The following is a 19,201-nucleotide window of genomic DNA, read 5'->3' as shown; positions in this document are numbered from 1 at the left end:
CCTCGAGCGCCGATCGGCCGGCCAGGCCCGGCGCGCCGCCAGCCGCGCGGTGGTGGAGGGAGCGGCCGTGCACCGTGTGCGGCAGGCCGAGGCGTCGAGCGCGGCCGCGGCGACCGTGCCGGGGGAGGTCGTCCCGACCGCCGAGGCCGCCGACCGGAGCGACGACGAGGCGGACGGCGGCTGGCAGCCGGTGCCCGTGCCGCCCCCCACCTACACGCTGAAGCCGAAGGCCCCGGCCCCCAAGCCGGTCGTGCGCCGTCCCGCGCCGGCGGCCGCGACGTCCGACCCGGTCGACCCCGTCGACCTCGCCGAGCCGGTCGAGGCCCCGGTGTTCGACCTGGACGAGATCCTCGATCGCCGCATCGCCTCCGGCAGCTGACGCCGTGCGGTACGTCGCCGTGGTCGGTCCCGGCGACGCGGCGGACGGCGACCTGGTCGTCGCGCACGACGTCGGGCGGCTGCTGGCCGAGCGCGGCACCGTGGTGCTGACCGGCGGCCTCGGCGGCGTGATGGAGGCCGCGGCGCGCGGTGCGGCGCGGGCCGGTGGCACCTCGGTGGGGTTGCTGCCCGGCAGCGACCGCCGCGGCGCCAACCCGCACAGCACGCTCACCCTGCCGACCGGCCTCGGCGAGCTGCGCAACGGGGTGCTGGTGCGCGGCGCCGACGGCGTGGTCGCCGTGGGCGGTTCGTGGGGCACGCTCAGCGAGGTCGCGCTCGCGGTGCGCTCGGGCACGCCGGTCGTGCAGGTCGGTGGCTGGCAGGTGCTCGACGCCGACGGCCGGCCGGTCGGGCCACCCCGCGCGGACACCGCCGCGGACGCCGTCCGCACCCTGCTCGGTGACCGCCCGCCCGGTCACGACCTCGCCTGACCGGCTGCTACGCTGATCGGCGTTCCAAGGGGCTGTGGCGCAGCTGGTAGCGCACCTCGTTCGCAACGAGGGGGTCAGGGGTTCGAGTCCCCTCAGCTCCACCCCGGAAGGGCCGTCCCGCAGCTGCGGGACGGCCCTTCGTCGTCTGTCGGTGCGGGTCAGGCGCCGCTGGTGCAGCGGGCCACGGCCCGCAGGGTCTGGCTGGTCGTGCCGGTGTTCTTGCCGATCACGGTCCAGGTGTTGCCGGAGAAGAACGAGTCCGTGGTGATGATGTCGTAGCCCGACGTCGAGTGGCCGCCGCCGGTGAGCAGGCTGCCCGCCGGGCACGCCACGGAGTTCGAGCCGGTGGCGCCGGGCGCGATGGCGACGCCCGTGCCCGTCAGGCTCGGCTGCGTGACGGTCAGGCGCTGCGAGGCGGCCTTGTCGTGGGCCAGCTGGGCCTGCGACTGCTGGAGGCCACCGCCTCCGGAGGCAGCCGGGGCGGCGGCGAGCGCGACGGCCGCGGACGCACCGCCGGCGGCGGCGAGCGTGGTGACGGCGGTGACGACGAGAGCGGCACGACGGGTGAAGCGCATGTGGAACCCCTGTTCGGTGTTGGTGATCGGATCCGGCGGAGGCCGGTGTCATCATCAAAGTGATGCCGAAGACCAAGCGTCCAGGTTTCCGTCCGGTGGTTCGCAAGTCACCGACCTTCGGGCGCGGCGTCCACGTGCTGACCACCGTCCCGTTCGTCGTGCACGCAGGGGGCCAGGGCGTCGCGCAGGCCGGCGCGGACGACGAGCAGTTCGAGCGTCCGCGGTCCGAGACCGAGTGCCGCTGCCCCGTGACCCAGCTGTTCGAGCGCAGCGGGCTGGACCTCGACAGCGAGTGGACCCGCGAGCCGCTCAGCGCCTGATCGACGTCGCGGACGCCGAGCGTCCGCGAACGGTCGTACCCTCACCGCCATGACCACCGAGGTGGACGCCGGGCGGCTCGAGGTGCGGGCGCTGTCGACGCGGACGTGGCCGGCGTTCGCGGCGCTGGCCGAGCGGCACAACGGGGTGTGGGGCGGGTGCTGGGACACCTGGTTCCACACGATGTCGCACGAGAAGGAGCGCACGTACGACGCCAACCGGGCGCTCAAGCAGCGGCTGGTCGAGGAGGGGCGGGCGCACGGGGCAGTGGTGTTCGACGGCGAGGGGGCGGTCGGGTGGTGCCAGTACGGGTCGCCGGCCGAGCTGCCGAACATCAACCACCGCAAGGAGATCGAGCGGACGACGACCGACCCGCCCGACGTCCGCATCACCTGCTTCTTCGTCGACCGCCGGTACCGGCGGCAGGGTGTGGCGGGCCGCGCGCTCGACGGGGCCGTCGAGCTGATCGCGCAGTCGGGTGGCGGGGTCGTCGAGGCCTATCCGCAGGTGACCTCTGAGGAGCGGCTCACCGCGTCGCACCTCTACAGCGTCACCCGCAGCCTCTTCGAGCAGCACGGGTTCACCTACCTGCGGCGGAAGGGCACCAAGCACTGCGTCGTCCGCCGGGTCGTGGCGCCGGCCGCGGGAGGCCCGGTCGGGTGAAGCCCCTACGGCGCCGGCCGCCGCGCTGCTAGGTTCGCGAGCGTGTCGAGGGGCCGAGGGCGTTCCGCGCGGCGGCCGCTCACCGCGGTGGCTGCGCTCGTCGGCGTCGTCGTGCTCGGCGGCGGCACCAGCGCCGTGGCCGGCCGCTCGGCCGACGCGACCCTGCCGCTGCTGACGGCCGGCGTTGGCGTCGACGCCGCCGGCCGGGTGCGGTCGCTGCCCGCCGGCAGCGAGCCGACCTACCTGCCGGGCACCCGCGTCCTGCGCCCCACGCCGACCGACACCGACGACGGTGCCGTGGGCCTCGACCCGGCGGCCGCCGAGCTGGCCGCTGCGCAGCGGTCGTGGCTGGCCGCCGGGCGGCTGCCGGGCGCGGACGGGCCGTACGCCGGCATGGTGCGCGACGCCCTGCTCGACCTGCACACCCTGACCGCCGACGACGGTGCGGTGGTCGCGGGCTGGCCGGCGCACTGGCGCTACGTCTGGCCGCGCGACGCGTCGTTCACCGCCGTCGCCTACGCGCGCACCGGGCACTGGCGCGACGCGGCCGACGTGCTGGGCTTCGTGCAGCGCCTCGACACGGGGGTGCTGCAGGCCCGCTACCGGCCGGACGGCGGCGGGCCCCCGGACGCGCGCGGCGTGCAGGCCGACGGCACCGGCTGGGTGCTGTGGGCTGCGGACGACGTGGTGGCCCGCGCCCCGCACGCCGAGCGCGCTGCGCTGCTCGCGCAGCTGCGGCCGCTCGTCGACCGCACCAGCCGCGCGGCGCTGACCCTCACGGGCGGCGCCGGCGCCCTGCCCGACCCCTCCCCGGACTACTGGGAGGTGCCGACCACGCGGGTCAGCCTCGGCACCGCGGCGCCGCTCGCCGTCGGCCTGCGGGCGGCGGCGCGGCTGCAGGAGCGGCTCGGCGACCGCGCGCTCGCCGGTGTGCTGTCGGCGCGGGCCGCCGAGCTCGAGGGCAGCATCCGCCGCTGGTTCGGGCCCACCGGCTACTCGCGGTACCTCGGCGGCAGCGAGCGCGACGCCGCCGTCGCGTTCCTCATGCCGCCCTTCACGACCGGCGCCTCGCGCGAGGTCCGCTCGTCGTGGCGGGCCGCCGTGCGCGGCTCGCGGCGTCCGGCCGGCGGCCTGGCACCGGGCGAGGGCTGGAGGCGCGACGGCGTGAGCTGGACGCCGCAGACCGCGCTCGCCGCGTGGACGGCCGCGGCGAACGGCGACCGCACCGGGGCCGAGCAGCTGCTGCGCTGGCTCGACCGGCACCGCACCACCGTCGGCGCGCTGCCCGAGAAGGTGCTCGCCGACGGCGCGCCGGCCGGCCCGGCGCCGCTGGCCTGGACGGCGGCCATGACCGTGCTCGCCGTCGACGCCCTGCACTGACCCGACCCGCTGCGCCGGCCGTGACCCGGCCAGGACCGACGAGTCACAGCTCAGTCGGCACGACGTCGTGACGCCGCTGCGCGGGGCCGCGCCGGCGGCACCGAACGAGCCGGTCGGCCCCCTGCGCCGTCGGCTCGATCGGTGCCGGTCACGCGACCACCCCGGTGCGTGCCGCGCTCGTCGTGCGGCAGCAGCACCCTAACCTCTCGCCAGTCATGCCGGTCACAAATATCTATGACTGTCCTGGCGTGGCGCGCCTTCTGGGGGCGGCTCGCGCTCCTACGGTCTGTGACACCAGTCATTACTGCTGTCACAGGAGTCGCCGTGCGCCGTCTCGCCCCCGCCCTCGCCGCCGTCCTCGCCGCCGCGGCGGTCGCCGTCGGCGCCGCACCTGCGGCCCTCGCGGACGACCCGCCGCCCGTCGGCACCAACGGGTACGGCTGCTGCAAGTAGGCGCGTGCGGGGTGGTCGGTGGCGCCCGCGGAGGGGTTCGGCGCTCGGCTACCATCCACGGGTGAGCGACCTCGGTGTGCGTGTGCAGCAGCTGCGCCGCGAGCGGGGCCTGAGTCAGACCGCCCTCGCCGGCGACGACATGTCACCCAGCTACGTGTCGCTCATCGAGTCCGGCAGGCGCGAGCCCACCGACGACGTGCTGCGGGTGATCGCCGAGCGGCTCGGCAGCAGCGTGCACTTCCTGCGCACCGGCGAGGACGGCGAGCAGGTGGCGCACGCCCGCCTCGAGCTGTCGTTCGCGCGACTGGCCATCGGCAACGGCGAAGCGGCCGAGGCGCTGGCCAGGCTGGGCGAGATCGCCCCCGACGGGCTCGATCCCGCGCTGGCGGCCGACGTCGTGCTCGCGATGGCGGAGGCGCACGAGCGGCTGGGCGACCTCGAGGCCGCGATCGCGCTGCTCGAGCCGCTCGCCCGCGACACCCTCGACGCCGGGTCGCTGATCGCCGGGGCCGCCGCCGCGAACGCCCTGACCGGCGCCTACCTCGAGGCCGGTGACCTGCTGCGTGCCTCCGAGGTGGGGGCGCAGTCGCTGCAGCGGTTGGCCGACGCGGGCCTGGCCGGCACCGACGAGTGGCTGCGCCTGGGCGCGACGCTGGTGTGGGTGCACATCGAGCGCGGCGACCTGTTCTACGCCCAGCAGCTGGCGCGCGAGCTGCTCGACGTCGCGGCCGAGCACGGCAGCCGCAGCGGCCAGGGTGCCCTGTACTGGAACGCCTCGCTGGCGGCCCACGAGCGCGGCCGGGTCGACGACGCCGTGGGGCTGGCCGAGCGCGCGCTGGCGCTGCTGGGCGACGAGGGCGGTCTGCGCGACCTGCCGCGGCTGCGGATGCACCTGGCATCGGTGCTGCTCGAGGGCGACGAGCCGGACGCCGGGGCCGCGCTGCGCGAGCTCGACCGCGCGCAGGAGTCGCTCGCCGGGTCGCAGCTGGAGCAGGCCGGGCTGGCCCGGATGCGCGGCGTGGCGCAGCTGCAGCTCGGCGACGTCGAGACCGCGGCGGCCAGCGTCGAGGAGTCGCTGCAGCTGCTCGGCGACGCCCCGCGCATGGAGACGGCGCGCGCCCTCGTGCTGAGCGGCGACGTCGCGTTCGCCCGGGACGACCGACGAACCGGGCGCGCGGCCTACCGGCGGGCCGCCGACATGCTCTCGATGATGCAGTCGAACCGGGCCGCGGCCCGGGTCTGGCGCGAGCTGGGCGACCGGCTCGTCGCGTCCGGCGACGCGAAGGCGGCGGCCGCCGCGTACGGGCACGCGCTCGACGAGGCGGGCCTGCGCAGCAGCACCCTGCCCGCGGCGCTGCGCACGTCGTCCGTCTGAGGTTTGCCTTCCGGAACAGGTTGCCCGCACAACCTGGACTGCTACAGTCCCGCTCGGACGTCCCCGGGAGCTCCATGCCCCTGTGAGACCCCGGGGGCGTCCACCTCCTAGCGCACGCCGCGCGGCCGGAACTGGACGCTGATGCGCGGTCCGACGGCGCGAGCGGTCTTCGGGATCGCGTGCTCCCAGGTGCGCTGGCACGAGCCGCCCATCACCACCAGGTCGCCGTGGCCGAGCGGCAGCCGGTGCCCCTCGCCGCCGCCGCGTGGTCGCAGCGCCAGCGTGCGGGCCGACCCGACCGACACGATCGCGACCATGGTGTCGTGCGTCGACCCGCGGCCGATCGTGTCGCCGTGCCACGCGACGCTGTCGCGACCGTCGCGGTAGAGGCACAGGCCGGCGGTCGTGAAGGGCTCGCCCAGCTCGGCCGCGTAGCGGCGGCTCAGGGCGTCGCGTGCGCCGACCAGCGCCGGGTGCGGCAGCGCGGCGCCCTCGCCGTAGTGGCACAGCAGGCGCGGCACCTCGACCACGGCGTCGTACATGCGGCGCCGCTCGTCGTGCCACGGGACGTCGGCCGCCAGCGCGTCGAACAGCGCCGTCGACCCCTGCACCCAGCCGGGCAGCAGGTCGACCCACGCGCCGCGGCCCAGCTCGATGCGACGCAGGCCGTCGAGGCCGCCGACGGTCACCTCGTCGCCGACGTCGAGCAGCGAGCCCTGCAGCCCACCCTGAGCGGTCACGCCCGCGAGCGTACCACCGGGTCGAACAGGTGTTCGAGCCTCAGGCCGGCGCGGGCGTCGGGTCGGGCGGCTGCGGCGTCGAGGGGTCGGGCACCGGCGAGCCGGGCAGCGGGCCCGGCTCGGTGGGCACGGCCGGCTCGGGGAAGGGCGACGGCTCGGTGGGCGGGTCGATCGGCGGCATCGTCATGCCCTCGACCGTACGACGCGGGGCGGGGGGCCGCGCTAGATCCAGCTGGGGAACCACATGCGGGCCGCCCACTGCGTGTACGGGATGACCTGCGCGGTGTAGAGCGGGTAGAAGAAGAAGAACAGCAGCACGCACGAGAGCACGAACGAGCCGCACAGCACCGCGCCGACCACCCGCCGCCGTCCGGTCGCGGTCGGTGGACCGAGCACCATGCCCAGCACGTAGACCACGCCCAGCACCATGAACGGCAGGAACGCGATCGCGTAGAAGCTGTAGATCGTCCGCTGCTGGTACTGGAACCACGGCAGGTAGCCGGCCACCATCCCGGCCAGGATCGCCCCGGCCCGCCAGTCGCGGCGTCCGGCCCACACGACGACCAGCACGATCAGCGCCAGCGCGCCGGCCCACCACAGCGTCGGCGTGCCGATCGAGGTGATGGCCTTCGAGCACTGCGCGACCGTGCAGCCGTCCTGGCCCTTCTTCGGCGACTCGTAGAAGAACGACGTCGGGCGGCCCTGGATCAGCCACGACCACGGGTTCGTCTTGTACGGGTGCGGCGAGTGCAGCGTGACGTGGAAGTGGTACATCTCCTGGTGGTAGTGCCACAGGCTGCGCAGCGCGTCGGGCACGAACCCGAACCGCTCGCTCGGGTGCTGCGCCCCCCACTGCCGGTCCCACCCGCCCCTCGTCGCGAACCACCCGGTCCACGAGGCGAGGTACACCGCGACGGCCGTCGGCACCATCACGAGGAACGCCGGCAGCCCGTCCTTCAGCAGCCCGCCGACCACCCACCGGCGGACGCCGACGGCCCGTCGCGCACCGAGGTCCCACAGCACGGTCATCAGCCCGAAGACGGCGAGGAAGAACAGGCCCGACCACTTGGTGCCGGCGCACAGCCCGAGGCAGACCGCCGCCACGAACCGCCACGGTCGCAGTCCCAGCCAGGGCCCGAACCCGGGCAGCCGCGCGCTGGGCACCCGGCGCCGCAGCCGCTCCGGCTCGCCGTCGGCCAGGTGCCGGGCGAGCCGCAGCCGGGTGCGGTCGCGGTCGATCAGCAGCGCACCGAACGCGGCGAGCGCCCAGAACATGACGAACAGGTCGAGCAGCCCGGTGCGGCTGTGCACGAAGTGGTGGCCGTCGAAGGCCAGCAGCAGCGCCGCGGTGCAGCCCAGCAGCGTCGACCCGAAGAGCCGCCGCCCGATGCGGGCGATCATCAGGATCGACAGGGTGCCGCAGACCGCCGACGCGAACCGCCAGCCGAACGAGCTGGTCTGCCCGAACAGCAGCTCGCCGAGCGCGATCATCCACTTGCCCACCGGCGGGTGCACGACGAAGTCGGCCGCGGTGCCCCACACGTTCGTCGTGCCGGAGGTGAACCGCTGGTCGGCCGTCGTGCCCAGGCTCGGCGCGACCGACCGCTCGAAGCCGTGGTCGAGGAACGAGGAGCCCTGCTTCACGTAGTACGTCTCGTCGAACACCAGCTGGTGCGGGCGGCCCAGGTGCCAGAACCGCAGGAACCCGCCGACCGCCGTGACGATCAGCGGCGCCAGCCAGCCCCACAGCGTCGCCGACGGACGACGTCCGACCAGGTGCCGGGTCCACCGCTCGGACGCCGCGGCCGGGGTGGCGGGTGCCGGCTCGGCGAGGGCGGTGGCTGGCACGGCCACATCGTAGGCTCGCCGCATGGACCTGAGGCTGAGCGGTGCCCGAGCCGTGGTGACCGGGGCGAGCCGGGGCCTCGGCCTGGCGATCGCCGACCGGCTGGCCGAGGAGGGCGTGCACGTCGGGCTCGTCGCGCGCGGGGCCGACGGGCTGGCGGCCGCCGCCGAGCAGGTCGGGCGGCACGGCACGACCGTGCTGACCCGGGCGGTCGACGTCACCGACCACGAGGCGCTCGCCCTGGCCGTCGACGAGCTGGCGGCGAGCCTGGGCGGGCTGCAGCACGTCGTCGCGAACGCGGGCGGCACGGTCGGCGGCAACCTGCTCGACAGCGCGCCCGGCGACTTCGCCGCCACCTTCGAACTGAACGCCGGGCACGCCGCGACCCTGATCCGCGCGGCGCACCCGCACCTGGTCGCGGCCGGTGGCGGCTCGGCCGTGGTCGTCGCGAGCGTCACCGGCTCGCGGGTCGCCCCGCGCACGACGTACGCCGTCGCCAAGGCCGCCGAGATCCACCTGGCCGCGGTGCTCGGCGACGAGCTCGCGTCGTCCGGCGTGCGCGTCAACTCGGTGAGCCCCGGCAGCATCCTGTTCGACGGCGGCGGCTGGGACCACCTGCGCCGCACCGACCCGGCCGCGTTCGAGGCGTTCGAGCAGGGCGAGTTCCCCTGGGGCCGCCTCGGTCGGGCCGACGAGGTCGCCGACGTCGTCGCGTTCCTGCTGAGCGAGCGCGCGTCGTGGGTCACCGGCACCGACGTGGTCGTCGACGGCGGCCAGCACCGCGCCAGCGCCCGCCGCTTCTCGTGACCGGGCTGCTGCTGCTCGCCGGCACCCCGATCGGCGACCCGCAGGACGCGTCGCCGCGCCTCGTGCGCGCCCTCACCGAGTCGGACGTCGTCGCGGCCGAGGACACCCGGCGGCTGTCGCGGCTCACCTCGGCCCTCGGCGTGCAGCCGACCGGCCGCGTGCTGAGCTACCACGAGCACAACGAGTCGCGGCGGACGCCGGAGCTGCTCGAGCTGCTGGTCGGCGGCGCCACCGTCGTGGTGGTCACCGACGCCGGCATGCCGTCGGTGAGCGACCCCGGGTACCGGCTGGTCGTCGCGGCCGTCGGCGCCGGCGTGCGGGTGAGCGCCGTGCCCGGGCCGAGCGCCGTCCTCACGGCGCTCGCGGTGAGCGGCCTGCCCGTCGACCGGTTCTGCTTCGAGGGCTTCCTGCCGCGCAAGGCGGGGGAGCGCGCGCGGGCGCTCGCCGCCCTCGCCGGCGAGCGGCGCACGACGGTGTTCTTCGAGGCGCCGCACCGGCTCGCGGCGACCCTCGCCGCGATGGCCGAGGCGTTCGGCGAAGACCGCGAGGTCGCCGTCTGCCGCGAGCTCACCAAGACGTACGAGCAGGTGGTGCGCGGACCGCTGCACGAGGTGCTCGAGTGGGCGTCCGGCGAGGTGCGCGGCGAGGTGACCGTCGTGGTGGCCGGCGCCGGCGAGTCCGACGTCGACCCGGCGTCCCTCGTCGCGGCCGTGCAGGCGCTGTGCGACACCGGGATGCGGCTGAAGGAGGCCGTGTCGGAGGTCGCGGGTGACGCGGGCGTGCACAAGCGCGAGCTGTACGAGGCGGTGCTGGCGTCCAGGGGATGAACCGCCGCGAACCGGCGCAGACGTCGCCGCGGGTTCAGGCGGGCGTCACGCCGAACCCGCTCGCCCGTCGGGTCGTACCCGGTGGGCTGGGCGGGTGCCCGATCCCACGCGCCGCAGCCTGTTCGCCCTCGCCGGTGGCGTCGTCGCCGGCACCCCGCTCGTCGTGCCGCCCTGGGCGGCGACGGCGCCGACCGTGCGCGAGCAGCCGCTGCCGGACGGCGTCTTCGCGCTCGGCGTCGCGAGCGGCGACCCGCTGCCCGACGCGGTGGTCATCTGGACCCGGCTCGCGCCCAGCCCGCTCGAACCGGACGGCGGGATGCCGGCGCGCGACGTCCGCGTCGGGTGGCAGGTGGCGAGCGACCGGCGGTTCCGTCAGGTGGTGCGGTCGGGTACCGCGACCGCCTCGCCCCGGCACGCGCACGCTGTGCACGTCGACGTGCAGGGCCTGCAGCCGGCGCGGCACTACTGGTACCGGTTCTCGGCCGGGCGGCAGCTGAGCCGGGTCGGCCGCACCCGCACCGCGCCGCCGCCCGGCGCGCCGCTGGCCGCCGCGTCGTTGGTGGTCGCCTCCTGCCAGAACCGCCAGGACGGCTACTACACGGCGTGGGCGGCCGCGGCGCGGGAGGACGTCGACCTCGTGCTGTTCCTGGGCGACGCCGTCTACGAGTCGGTGAAGCACCACGGGTACGTGCGCCCGCACAGCGGCGCGCGCGAGCCGCGCACGCTGGCCGAGTACCGGGTGCGACACGGCCAGTACCGCAGCGACGGGCAGCTGCAGGCGGCGCACGCCGCGCACCCGTTCGTCATGACGCCCGACGACCACGAGGTCGACGACAACTGGGCCGGCGGCGTGCCGAAGGACCCCGACGGCCAGTCGCCCGCCGCCTTCCGCCGCCGCCGGGACGCCGCGATGCGGGCGTACGCCGAGCACGTGCCGGCGCGCGGCGTGCCGAGCGGGCGGCGTCGTGAGCGCTACCACCGGCGGCTCGAGCTCGGCGACCTGCTGCGGCTCACCGTGCTCGACACCAGGCAGTACCGCAGCGACCAGCCGCACACGCTGCGTGCGGCCGCGCGCCCCGGTCCGACGATGACCGGTGACGCGCAGGAGGCCTGGGCGCTGCGCGGCGTCACGGCCGGCGACCGGCGCTGGCAGCTGCTGGGCAACCAGACGATGCTGGCGCAGACCGACCGGCTGGTCGGCCGCGCCGAGAACTACGACCTCGACACCTGGGACGGCGCGCGGGTGCAGCGCCGCCGGCTGCTGGAGACGGTCGGCCGCGCGGGGGTCGACGGCTTCGTGGTGCTGAGCGGCGACTGGCACGCGACCTGGGGCTGCGACCTGCGCCCCGACTTCGACGACGAGCGCAGCCCGGTCGTCGGCAGCGAGCTGGTCGCCACGTCGATCTCGTCGAGCGGCGACCCCGACGTCGACCGGTTCCTCGACTTCTACCGGCCGATCCAGCGCGAGAGCCCGCACTGGCGGTTCCTCGACAACCAGCGCGGCTACCTGCGGGTCGACGTCGGGCCCGACGTCCTGCGGGCGACGCTGCGAGCGGCGACCACGGTCGTCACCCGCGACGGCCGCGTCGAGGACTCCGCGCACCTGGTGGTCGAGCGCGACCGGCCGGGCGTGCACGTCGAGTCGTACCGGCGGGTGGCCGTGCACCACCGCCGGCCGCCCGTCGGTCCCGCGGGCCCGCTGAAGCTGCAGGACTGCCGCGCCCCGGTGGTGAACTGACGGCACGCACTAGCCTGCGGTGATGGAGTTCCGACGCATCCCGGGCCTGCCGCCGTACGTCTTCACGATCATCGACGGGCTGAAGGTCGAGGCGCGGCGGGCCGGGCGCGACGTCATCGACCTCGGGTTCGGCAACCCCGACATCCCCTCGCCGGAGATCGCCGTCGAGAAGCTGGCCGAGGCCGCGCACAACAGCCGCAACCACCGGTACTCGTCGTCGCGCGGCATCCCGAAGCTGCGGCAGGCGGTGGCGTCGCTCTACGCCCGGCGGTTCGGCGTCGACCTCGACCCCGACACCGAGGTGATCAGCACGATCGGCGCCAAGGAGGGCTTCAGCCACCTCATGTGGGTGCTGCTGCAGCCCGGCGACGCGGCGCTCGTGCCGTCGCCGTCGTACCCGATCCACATCTGGGGGCCGTACTTCGCCGGCGCCGACGCCCGGCAGGTCGGGGTGGGGCCGGGCCAGGACTTCGTCGAGAACGTGATGGAGGCGTGGGAGTACGGCTGGCCGAAGCCGCGCGTCGTCGTGCTGTCGTTCCCGCACAACCCGACCACGGCCACCGTCGAGCTCGCCGACCTGCAGCGGCTGGTCGACTGGGCGCGCGAGCGCGACGTGGTGCTGGTGCACGACTTCGCGTACGCCGAGACCGCGTTCGACGGCTGGACGCCGCCCTCGATCCTGCAGTGCGAGGGTGGCCGCGAGGTCGCCGTCGAGCTCTACTCGATGACCAAGTCGTTCTCCATGGCCGGCTGGCGGGTGGCGTTCCTCGTCGGCAACCGCGAGGTGGTGGGCGCGCTGGCCAAGCTGAAGAGCTACCTCGACTACGGCACCTTCCAGCCGATCCAGATCGCCGCGACCGTCACGCTCGACGAGGCGCAGGGGTACCCGCTCGAGGTGAACGAGGTCTACCAGCGCCGCCGCGACGCGCTCTGCGACGGGCTCGACCGCGCGGGCTGGGCGGTGCCGCGGCCGAAGGGCACCATGTTCGCCTGGGCGCCGATCCCAGAGCCCTACTCCGACATGGGTTCCATCGAGTTCGCTCGCCACGTGATCACCGAGTGCGACGTCGCGCTGTCGCCCGGCGTCGGCTTCGGTGCACAGGGCGACGGGTACGTGCGGTTCGCCCTCATCGAGAACGAGCAGCGCATCGCGCAGGCCGCCCGGCAGCTGCGCAAGGGCCTCACCCGGCTGCACTGAGCGGTATCAGCGCGCCGCCCCCGCCCTCCTCAGCAGCAGGGGCCGGCGCAGCAGCGCGCCGGCCGAGGGCAGGAGGCTCGCCGATGACCGCCACGCAGACCCCGACGCAGGCCCCGCCGGACGGCCGGGCCGCCAGGCGCCGACCACGACCGCACCGGTGGGCGCAGACCCGCCCGGCGCCGACCGGCACGGCGCTGCGCACCGACGAGAACATCCAGGGCAACGTGCTCGCCGGCTTCAACAAGGACCACCAGCTGCTGCTCGTGCTGCGCTGGCCGGACGCCGCCGCCGGCCGCGCGTGGCTGACCGAGCTGACGCCGCGGCTCGCGACGTCCGCCGCGGTCACGGCGTTCAACGAGCGGTTCAGCGCCGCCCGGCACCTGACCGGCACCGACCCCGACCTGACCGCGGTGTGGACCAACGTGTCGTTCACCAGCGCCGGTCTCACCGACCTCGCGCCGGGCGCGGTCACCGACCTGGCCGCGCACCACGACCTGCACCGCGGCCTGAAGGCCTTCCTCGACGGCGCGGGCACGCCGCAGATGTGCGCCGCCGTCGGCGACGCGGGCCGCAGCGCCCCGGAGCACTGGCTGTTCGGCCGCACCGACACCACGGCGCACGCCCTGGTCACCGTGGCGGCCGACCGCCCGGTCGACCTCGACCTCGAGGTGGCGCACCAGCGCGCCCTCGCGGCCGCGCACGGCCTGACGGTGGTGTTCGAGCAGGAGGGCGAGACGCTGCCCGGGGCGGCCGCCGGCCACGAGCACTTCGGCTTCAAGGACGGCATCTCGCAGCCCGGCGTCATCGGCTTCGACCACCCCGACCCCGCCGACCCGGGGCAGGTCGAGGGCAGCCTCGGCACCGACCTGGTCGCCGCCGGCACGTTCGTCTGCGGCTACCCGATGGACGACGACGCGCACACGGTGCCGGTGCCGTCCTGGATGTTCGACGGCAGCTTCCTCGTCACCCGTCGCCTGGCGCAGGACGTGCCCGGGTTCTGGTCGGGCGTCGAGGAGCAGTTCGAGACGCTGCCGGACGCCGCGAGGCACGACCCGGTGAACGGCATCGGCAGCGCCGACTCGCTCGCCGCCCGGCTGGTGGGCCGCTGGCGCAGCGGCACCCCGACCGACCACGCGCCGCTCATCGACAACCGCAGCGCGCAGGACCCCGCGCGCGACAACGACTTCGACTTCGCGTCGGACACCGCTGGTGACCGGACGCCGGCCTGCGCGCACATCCGCAAGGTGTACCCGCGCAGCGGTGCCGAGACGGCCGCCATCGCCACGACCGAGGAGGAGACGAAGCGCCGGCGGATCATGCGGCGCGGCATCCCGTTCGGGCAGCCGTTCCAGCCCACCGGCGGGCGCGGCGGCGGCGTCGACTCGAGCCGCGGCCTGGTGTTCCAGTGCTACCAGTCCGACCTCGACGGCCAGTTCGTGTTCCTGCAGCAGCGGTGGATCAACTTCGGCGGGTTCCCCGACCCGGGCACCGGCACCGACGTCGTCATCGGGCACGAGAGCGACGTGACCGTGCGCGCCGGCGGCACCCCGCACACCCTGCACTTCGCGCAGTTCGTGCACACGCAGGGCGCCCTCTACACGTTCACGCCGTCGCTGCCGACCGTGCGGGCGCTCGCCCAGGGCCTGCCGCTCGAGGTCGGCTGACCCAGCCGCCGTCCCCGAGCGCGGGCAGACGTCGACGCCGGGCCGAGCAGGGGCGGCCACGGGGGACCTCTGCCCGCGCGGCGGGACGCGTCCGAGCGGCAGATCCGAGGAGGCACGTGATGACGACGACCCCGCAGGACCCGACCCCAGCCGCCGCGACCTTCGTGCTGGAGCTCGACGGCGTGGCCGTCGGGCGCGCCGAGCGGGTCGAGTGGCTGTCGGTGGCCCGGCAGACGATCGAGCTGCGCGAGGGCGGCGACCCCGGACCGCCCCGACGGCTGCCCGGTCGGTGGGAGGCGGGTGACGTCACGCTGACCCGCGGCCTCACGACCGACCGCGGGTTCCAGGACTGGGTCGCCGCCGAGCTGGCGGCCGACGGCTCGGTGCCCCCGGTGCGCCGCCAGGCCGCGGTGGTGGTGCTCGCACCGGACGGCGCGCAGCTGCGCCGGGTCGTGCTGCACCGCGCCTGGCCCAGCCGCCTCGCGATCGGCACCGACCCGGCGGGCCGGCCGGTCGAGGTGCTCACCGTCGTGTGCGACGGCGTCGAGCTGGGGTAGCGCGTCAGGCGTCGGGGGTGCGCAGCACGCAGAACGCGTTGCCCTCGGGATCGGTCATGACCACCCACTGCACGTCGCCCTGACCGATGTCGACCGGCTGCGCCTCCAGCGTCACGAGCCGCTCGACCTCGCCGGCCTGCGGGTCGCCGGGCAGCGGGCGGACGTCGAGGTGCAGGCGGGGCCGCGGACCCTCGGGCGGCTCGTCGGTGGGCAGGAACTCGAGGCAGGGGCCGCCGTCCGGGGACCGCAGGGTCGGGAACTCACGGCCCTCGACCCGCTGCCAGCCGGACGCCGCGTGCCAGAAGGCCGCCTCGACCTCGGGGTCGAGCGCAGGGTGCACCACGGTGCCGACCGGACCGTTCGCCAGCAGCTCCTCGCGCGGCTCGAGCACGCAGAGCTCGTTGCCCTCGGGGTCGCGCAGCACCACCCAGGGCACGTCGCCCTGCCCGACGTCCGCGTGCGAGGCGCCCGCGGCCAGCAACCGGTCGACGAGCTCGGCCTGGTGCTCGGCCGAGCGCGAGGTGAGGTCGAGGTGCAGCCGGTTCTGCCGCGTCTTCGGTCCGACGCCGGGGTCGACCACCAGGCAGATCTCGATGCCGGGCTCGCCCTCCTGCGGGCCGAGGTCGATCTCGTCGTCGTCCTGGTACGTCACCCGGTAGCCCAGGGCGTCGAGCCAGAACCGCGCCTGGCCATCTCGGTCGAGCGTCTGCAGCACGAGGCCTTCCATGCGGGTCGCCATGGCGGGCAGCGTAAACGCGGTGGCCGGGGCTCACTACGATCGGCGCATGAGTCACGTGCTGTCCGCGGTCGCCTGGCCCTACGCCAACGGCCCGCGCCACATCGGTCACGTCGCCGGCTTCGGCGTCCCCTCCGACGTGTTCAGCCGCTACATGCGGATGGCCGGCCACGACGTGCTCATGGTCAGCGGCACCGACGAGCACGGCACGCCGATCCTGGTGCAGGCGGACGCCGAGGGCGTCACCGCGCGCGAGCTCGCCGACCGCTACAACCGGGTGATCGTCGAGGACCTCGCCGCGCTCGGCCTGAGCTACGACCTGTTCACCCGGACGACGACCCGCAACCACTACGCGGTGGTGCAGGAGCTGTTCCGCGGGGTGCAGCGCAACGGCTACATGGTCGAGCAGACGACCCGCGGCGCCATCTCGCCGTCGACCGGACGCACCCTGCCCGACCGGTTCATCGAGGGCACCTGCCCGATCTGCGGGTACGACGGGGCGCGCGGCGACCAGTGCGACAACTGCGGCAACCAGCTCGACCCGACCGACCTGATCGACCCGCGCAGCCGGATCAACGGCGAGACGCCCGAGTTCGTCGAGACCCAGCACTTCTTCCTCGACCTGCCGGCGCTCGCCGACGCGCTGCGCCGGTACCTGCAGGGCCGCGAGGCCACCGGCACCTGGCGGCCGAACGTCATCCGGTTTACCCAGAACCTGGTCGACGACCTGCGCCCGCGCGCGATGACCCGCGACCTCGACTGGGGCATCCCGGTGCCGGGCTGGGAGGACCAGCCCACCAAGCGGCTCTACGTCTGGTTCGACGCGGTCGTCGGGTACCTGTCGGCGTCGATCGAGTGGGCCCGGCGCACGGGTGACCCCGAGGCGTGGCGCGCCTGGTGGAACGACCCGGCGGCGCTGTCGTACTACTTCATGGGCAAGGACAACATCACCTTCCACGCCCAGATCTGGCCGGCCGAGCTGCTGGGCTACGACGGCGAGGGCGACCGCGGCGGGGAGCCCGGCGTCTACGGCCGGCTCGAGCTGCCGACCGAGGTGGTGAGCAGCGAGTACCTGACGATGGAGAGCAGGAAGTTCTCGTCGAGCCGCGGCGTGGTCATCACGGTGCGCGACGTGCTCGAGCGCTACCAGCCGGATGCGCTGCGCTACTTCCTGTCGGCCGCCGGGCCGGAGAACCAGGACACCGACTTCACCTGGGCCGAGTTCGTGCGCCGCACCAACGACGAGCTGGTCGCCGGCTGGGGCAACCTGGTGAACCGCACGGCGAACCTGGTGCACAAGAACTTCGGCGAGATCCCGGCCGCGGGCGAGCTGACCGACGCCGACCGCGGCCTGCTCGAGCTGACCGGCACGACGGCGTTCGCGACCGTCGGCGGCCTGATCGAGCAGCACCGGCAGAAGCAGGCGCTGGCCGAGGCGATGCGGGTGGTGTCGGCGGTCAACACCTACCTGTCCGACCAGGCGCCGTGGAAGCTGAAGGACGACCGCGACCGGATGGCGACCGTGCTGCACTGCGCGGTGCAGGCGATCAGCGACTGCCGGCTGCTGCTGTCGCCGTTCCTGCCGTTCAGCGCGCAGGCGGTGCACGAGGTCTTCGGCGGCACCGGCGAGGTGTCGCCGATGCCGCAGGTGCGCGAGGTCGACGACCTCGACGGCGGCCCCGGGTACCCGATCCTGACCGGCGACTACTCGACGCTGCCGCGGTGGGAGTCGACGCCGGTCGTCGCCGGCACGCCGGTCGGCCCGCCGGTGCCCGTGTTCACCAAGCTCGACACCGCCGTGGTCGACGACGAGCTGGCTCGGCTGGCCGAGCGCGCGCAGTGAGCGGCGGCTCGGAGCGCGGCACCCGCCCGCCGTCGCCCGACCCGCTGCCGCTGCCCGTCGTCGACGACCACACGCACCTCGACATCCCGGGGTCGGCGCGCGGTGCGGAGGCCGAGGGCGAGCCGTCGGTCACCGACCTGCTCGAGCGGGCCGCCGCGGTCAACGTGCCGCGCGCGGTGCAGATCGGCTGCGACCTGCCCGGCGCCCGCCAGACCATCGAGCTGGTCGAAGCGCACCCGCAGCTGCTCGGCGGGGTCGCCCTGCACCCCAACGAGGCGCCGCGGCTGGCGGCGCTCGGGCAGCTCGACGAGGCGCTGGCCGAGATCGAGGCCCTCGCGGCGCACCCGCGCGTCCGCGTGGTGGGGGAGACCGGGCTGGACTTCTTCCGCACCGGGCCGGACGGCGTGGCCGCCCAGGAGGCGTCGTTCCGGGCGCACATCGACCTGGCGAAGCGGCTCGACCTGACCCTGCAGATCCACGACCGCGACGCCCACGACGACGTGCTGCGGGTGCTGGAGGAGGAGGGTGCCCCGCCGCGCACGGTCTTCCACTGCTTCAGCGGCGACGCCGTCATGGCCCGGCGCTGCGTCGACGCCGGCTACGTGCTCTCGTTCGCCGGCACCGTGACGTTCAAGAACGCCCAGCCGCTGCGCGACGCCCTCGCCGTGACGCCGCTCGACCAGCTGCAGGTCGAGACCGACGCGCCGTACCTGACGCCGGCGCCGCACCGCGGCCGGGTCAACGCCAGCTACCTGGTGCCGCTGACCGTGCGGGCGATGGCGCAGACGCTCGCCGTCGACGTCCCCACCCTGTGCACGCAGCTCGCCGACACGGCCGATCGGCTGTACGGATCCTGGTAGGAGTGCAACACCCCCGCGCCGAGCGGCGTCTTGAGAGGGCAGGGACACACACCGACTCTCGAAGGAGCAGGGATGAGCGAGCAGCAGGCACGAGCCGCACGACGACGCAGCCGGGCGATCACCGCAGGGGTGCTGGCGGGTGGCATCACGCTGGCGGGCGGCGCGGCCGCCTTCGCCGCCGGTGGCCACGACGGCTCGGACGCCGACGGCCGCACCCCCCGGACCACGCACTCGGCCGCTCAGCCGGCCGCGCAGCCCGCCGAGTCGACCCGCAGGACCCGCGAGGCCGGGCAGACCCGGCGCACCGAGGCGAAGAAGGCGGCCACGTCGGCCACCTCGACCTCGGGCCGGCGCGGCACCACGCCGTCCAAGACCCCGCTTCCGGCGGACGACGTCGACCAGGCCGCCTACGACGCCTACTGGGGCGCGGGCTACGACGAGAACGACGCCTCGCTCCTGGCGGAGCTGTGGCACCAGGACTACTTCCAGGCCAAGCAGACCGCCGGCGCCAAGCTGGCGGCGGGCAAGAAGCTGCCGATCGAGCCGGGCGAGGGCGCCAAGCTGCTCCCGAAGACCGACCGTCAGATCGACGCCTTCTTCCGGGCCGGGTACGACTACGACGACGCGGTGAAGCTGCGGAAGCTGTGGCACACCGAGGACGTCTACGGTGCGAAGCTCAAGGCGGGCAAGAAGCTGCTCGCGCACCAGACGCTGCCGGTCAAGCCCTGATCGCACAGCGCCGACAGGACGTC

The 19,201-nt window shown here is 75.0% G+C and carries 20 protein-coding genes, 1 tRNA gene and 1 pseudogene; 17 read left to right on the top strand and 5 right to left on the bottom strand.

Annotated elements, in window-relative coordinates; translation table 11 throughout:
* From ACYVI6_RS08860 to ACYVI6_RS08850, 3 genes and pseudogenes are all read left to right on the top strand, one after another.
* Positions 1 to 379: pseudogene (locus tag ACYVI6_RS08860) on the top strand (hypothetical protein); the annotation flags it as partial.
* A gap of 4 nt (positions 380 to 383) precedes the next feature.
* Complete coding sequence (locus ACYVI6_RS08855) at positions 384 to 869, top strand: TIGR00725 family protein (protein WP_460446019.1); 486 nt, start codon at positions 384 to 386, stop codon at positions 867 to 869.
* A 28-nt stretch (positions 870 to 897) separates the two neighbouring features.
* Positions 898 to 970 (top strand) — tRNA-Ala (locus tag ACYVI6_RS08850).
* Positions 971 to 1,027: 57 nt separating this feature from the next.
* Here ACYVI6_RS08850 and ACYVI6_RS08845 read toward each other — a convergent pair.
* Positions 1,028 to 1,444, bottom strand: coding sequence for a hypothetical protein (locus ACYVI6_RS08845; RefSeq protein WP_460446018.1), 417 nt, complete (start codon positions 1,442 to 1,444; stop codon positions 1,028 to 1,030).
* A 62-nt stretch (positions 1,445 to 1,506) separates the two neighbouring features.
* On the opposite strand from ACYVI6_RS08845, the gene ACYVI6_RS08840 reads away from it, so the two are divergent.
* The 5 genes from ACYVI6_RS08840 to ACYVI6_RS08820 all read left to right on the top strand — a co-directional run bounded on the left by ACYVI6_RS08840 (position 1,507) and on the right by ACYVI6_RS08820 (position 5,633).
* The gene (locus ACYVI6_RS08840) at positions 1,507 to 1,764 is read left to right on the top strand and encodes a hypothetical protein (protein WP_460446017.1); all 258 of its coding nucleotides are present in this window, start codon (positions 1,507 to 1,509) and stop codon (positions 1,762 to 1,764) included.
* A gap of 49 nt (positions 1,765 to 1,813) precedes the next feature.
* Positions 1,814 to 2,425 (top strand): GNAT family N-acetyltransferase, encoded by a 612-nt coding sequence (locus tag ACYVI6_RS08835; protein ID WP_460446016.1) that lies wholly within the window; start codon positions 1,814 to 1,816, stop codon positions 2,423 to 2,425.
* A gap of 87 nt (positions 2,426 to 2,512) precedes the next feature.
* Complete coding sequence (locus ACYVI6_RS08830; protein ID WP_460446015.1) at positions 2,513 to 3,805, top strand: glycoside hydrolase family 15 protein; 1,293 nt, start codon at positions 2,513 to 2,515, stop codon at positions 3,803 to 3,805.
* Positions 3,806 to 4,129: 324 nt separating this feature from the next.
* Positions 4,130 to 4,258 (top strand): hypothetical protein, encoded by a 129-nt coding sequence (locus tag ACYVI6_RS08825; protein WP_284288231.1) that lies wholly within the window; start codon positions 4,130 to 4,132, stop codon positions 4,256 to 4,258.
* A 61-nt stretch (positions 4,259 to 4,319) separates the two neighbouring features.
* Entirely contained in the window at positions 4,320 to 5,633 is a 1,314-nt protein-coding gene (locus tag ACYVI6_RS08820) for a helix-turn-helix domain-containing protein (RefSeq protein ID WP_460446014.1), read from the top strand.
* A gap of 107 nt (positions 5,634 to 5,740) precedes the next feature.
* On the opposite strand, the gene ACYVI6_RS08815 is transcribed toward ACYVI6_RS08820, so the two are convergent.
* The 3 genes from ACYVI6_RS08815 to ACYVI6_RS08805 are packed head-to-tail and all read right to left on the bottom strand — an operon-like array spanning position 5,741 to position 8,221.
* Positions 5,741 to 6,373, bottom strand: a complete 633-nt coding sequence (locus tag ACYVI6_RS08815) for an alpha-ketoglutarate-dependent dioxygenase AlkB (RefSeq protein WP_460446013.1) — start codon at positions 6,371 to 6,373, stop codon at positions 5,741 to 5,743.
* Between the two features lie 40 nt (positions 6,374 to 6,413).
* Positions 6,414 to 6,560 carry a hypothetical protein gene (locus tag ACYVI6_RS08810; RefSeq protein ID WP_284288227.1) on the bottom strand — a complete coding sequence of 49 codons (147 nt, stop codon included), beginning with the start codon at positions 6,558 to 6,560 and terminating at the stop codon, positions 6,414 to 6,416.
* Positions 6,561 to 6,595: 35 nt separating this feature from the next.
* The gene (locus ACYVI6_RS08805) at positions 6,596 to 8,221 is read right to left on the bottom strand and encodes a dolichyl-phosphate-mannose--protein mannosyltransferase (protein ID WP_460446012.1); all 1,626 of its coding nucleotides are present in this window, start codon (positions 8,219 to 8,221) and stop codon (positions 6,596 to 6,598) included.
* Between the two features lie 22 nt (positions 8,222 to 8,243).
* On the opposite strand from ACYVI6_RS08805, the gene ACYVI6_RS08800 reads away from it, so the two are divergent.
* The 6 genes from ACYVI6_RS08800 (at position 8,244) to ACYVI6_RS08775 (ending at position 15,010) form a co-directional block, all read left to right on the top strand.
* Positions 8,244 to 9,026, top strand: a complete 783-nt coding sequence (locus ACYVI6_RS08800; RefSeq protein WP_460446011.1) for an SDR family NAD(P)-dependent oxidoreductase — start codon at positions 8,244 to 8,246, stop codon at positions 9,024 to 9,026.
* Positions 9,023 to 9,853: a 16S rRNA (cytidine(1402)-2'-O)-methyltransferase gene (gene rsmI, locus ACYVI6_RS08795; protein WP_460446010.1), complete on the top strand. Its 831-nt coding sequence runs from the start codon at positions 9,023 to 9,025 to the stop codon at positions 9,851 to 9,853. Before ACYVI6_RS08800 ends, rsmI begins: the two co-directional genes overlap by 4 nt.
* Positions 9,854 to 9,947: 94 nt before the next feature.
* A complete protein-coding gene (locus ACYVI6_RS08790) occupies positions 9,948 to 11,591 on the top strand; it encodes an alkaline phosphatase D family protein (RefSeq protein ID WP_460446009.1) in 1,644 nt (547 codons plus the stop codon).
* A 22-nt stretch (positions 11,592 to 11,613) separates the two neighbouring features.
* Entirely contained in the window at positions 11,614 to 12,789 is a 1,176-nt protein-coding gene (locus tag ACYVI6_RS08785; protein ID WP_460446008.1) for an aminotransferase class I/II-fold pyridoxal phosphate-dependent enzyme, read from the top strand.
* An 83-nt stretch (positions 12,790 to 12,872) separates the two neighbouring features.
* Positions 12,873 to 14,453, top strand: coding sequence for a Dyp-type peroxidase (locus ACYVI6_RS08780; protein ID WP_460446007.1), 1,581 nt, complete (start codon positions 12,873 to 12,875; stop codon positions 14,451 to 14,453).
* A gap of 119 nt (positions 14,454 to 14,572) precedes the next feature.
* A complete protein-coding gene (locus ACYVI6_RS08775; RefSeq protein WP_460446006.1) occupies positions 14,573 to 15,010 on the top strand; it encodes a phage tail protein in 438 nt (145 codons plus the stop codon).
* A 4-nt stretch (positions 15,011 to 15,014) separates the two neighbouring features.
* On the opposite strand, the gene ACYVI6_RS08770 is transcribed toward ACYVI6_RS08775, so the two are convergent.
* The gene (locus tag ACYVI6_RS08770) at positions 15,015 to 15,749 is read right to left on the bottom strand and encodes a VOC family protein (RefSeq protein WP_460446005.1); all 735 of its coding nucleotides are present in this window, start codon (positions 15,747 to 15,749) and stop codon (positions 15,015 to 15,017) included.
* A gap of 46 nt (positions 15,750 to 15,795) precedes the next feature.
* Here ACYVI6_RS08770 and metG point away from each other — a divergent pair, with 46 nt between their 5' ends.
* The 3 genes from metG to ACYVI6_RS08755 all read left to right on the top strand — a co-directional run bounded on the left by metG (position 15,796) and on the right by ACYVI6_RS08755 (position 19,178).
* Entirely contained in the window at positions 15,796 to 17,589 is a 1,794-nt protein-coding gene (gene metG, locus ACYVI6_RS08765) for a methionine--tRNA ligase (RefSeq protein WP_460446004.1), read from the top strand.
* Complete coding sequence (locus tag ACYVI6_RS08760; protein WP_460446003.1) at positions 17,586 to 18,449, top strand: TatD family hydrolase; 864 nt, start codon at positions 17,586 to 17,588, stop codon at positions 18,447 to 18,449. Before metG ends, ACYVI6_RS08760 begins: the two co-directional genes overlap by 4 nt.
* Positions 18,450 to 18,521: 72 nt before the next feature.
* The gene (locus ACYVI6_RS08755; RefSeq protein WP_460446002.1) at positions 18,522 to 19,178 is read left to right on the top strand and encodes a hypothetical protein; all 657 of its coding nucleotides are present in this window, start codon (positions 18,522 to 18,524) and stop codon (positions 19,176 to 19,178) included.
* Positions 19,179 to 19,201: the final 23 nt, after the last annotated feature.

The sequence above is a fragment of the Angustibacter aerolatus genome (assembly GCF_054776675.1).
The sequence above is the reverse complement of the archived record's forward strand: the minus strand, read 5'-3'. Positions and strand labels throughout refer to the sequence as shown.

Excerpts from the sequence above, each read along its gene's own strand:
- ACYVI6_RS08845 (WP_460446018.1), bottom strand. The coding sequence starts at position 1,444 with ATGCGCTTCACCCGTCGTGCCGCTCTCGTCGTCACCGCCGTCACCACG.
- ACYVI6_RS08840 (WP_460446017.1), top strand. The coding sequence starts at position 1,507 with ATGCCGAAGACCAAGCGTCCAGGTTTCCGTCCGGTGGTTCGCAAGTCA.
- ACYVI6_RS08835 (WP_460446016.1), top strand. The coding sequence starts at position 1,814 with ATGACCACCGAGGTGGACGCCGGGCGGCTCGAGGTGCGGGCGCTGTCG.
- ACYVI6_RS08810 (WP_284288227.1), bottom strand. The coding sequence starts at position 6,560 with ATGACGATGCCGCCGATCGACCCGCCCACCGAGCCGTCGCCCTTCCCC.
- ACYVI6_RS08800 (WP_460446011.1), top strand. The coding sequence starts at position 8,244 with ATGGACCTGAGGCTGAGCGGTGCCCGAGCCGTGGTGACCGGGGCGAGC.
- ACYVI6_RS08785 (WP_460446008.1), top strand. The coding sequence starts at position 11,614 with ATGGAGTTCCGACGCATCCCGGGCCTGCCGCCGTACGTCTTCACGATC.
- ACYVI6_RS08780 (WP_460446007.1), top strand. The coding sequence starts at position 12,873 with ATGACCGCCACGCAGACCCCGACGCAGGCCCCGCCGGACGGCCGGGCC.
- ACYVI6_RS08775 (WP_460446006.1), top strand. The coding sequence starts at position 14,573 with ATGACGACGACCCCGCAGGACCCGACCCCAGCCGCCGCGACCTTCGTG.
- ACYVI6_RS08770 (WP_460446005.1), bottom strand. The coding sequence starts at position 15,749 with ATGGCGACCCGCATGGAAGGCCTCGTGCTGCAGACGCTCGACCGAGAT.
- metG (WP_460446004.1), top strand. The coding sequence starts at position 15,796 with ATGAGTCACGTGCTGTCCGCGGTCGCCTGGCCCTACGCCAACGGCCCG.
- ACYVI6_RS08755 (WP_460446002.1), top strand. The coding sequence starts at position 18,522 with ATGAGCGAGCAGCAGGCACGAGCCGCACGACGACGCAGCCGGGCGATC.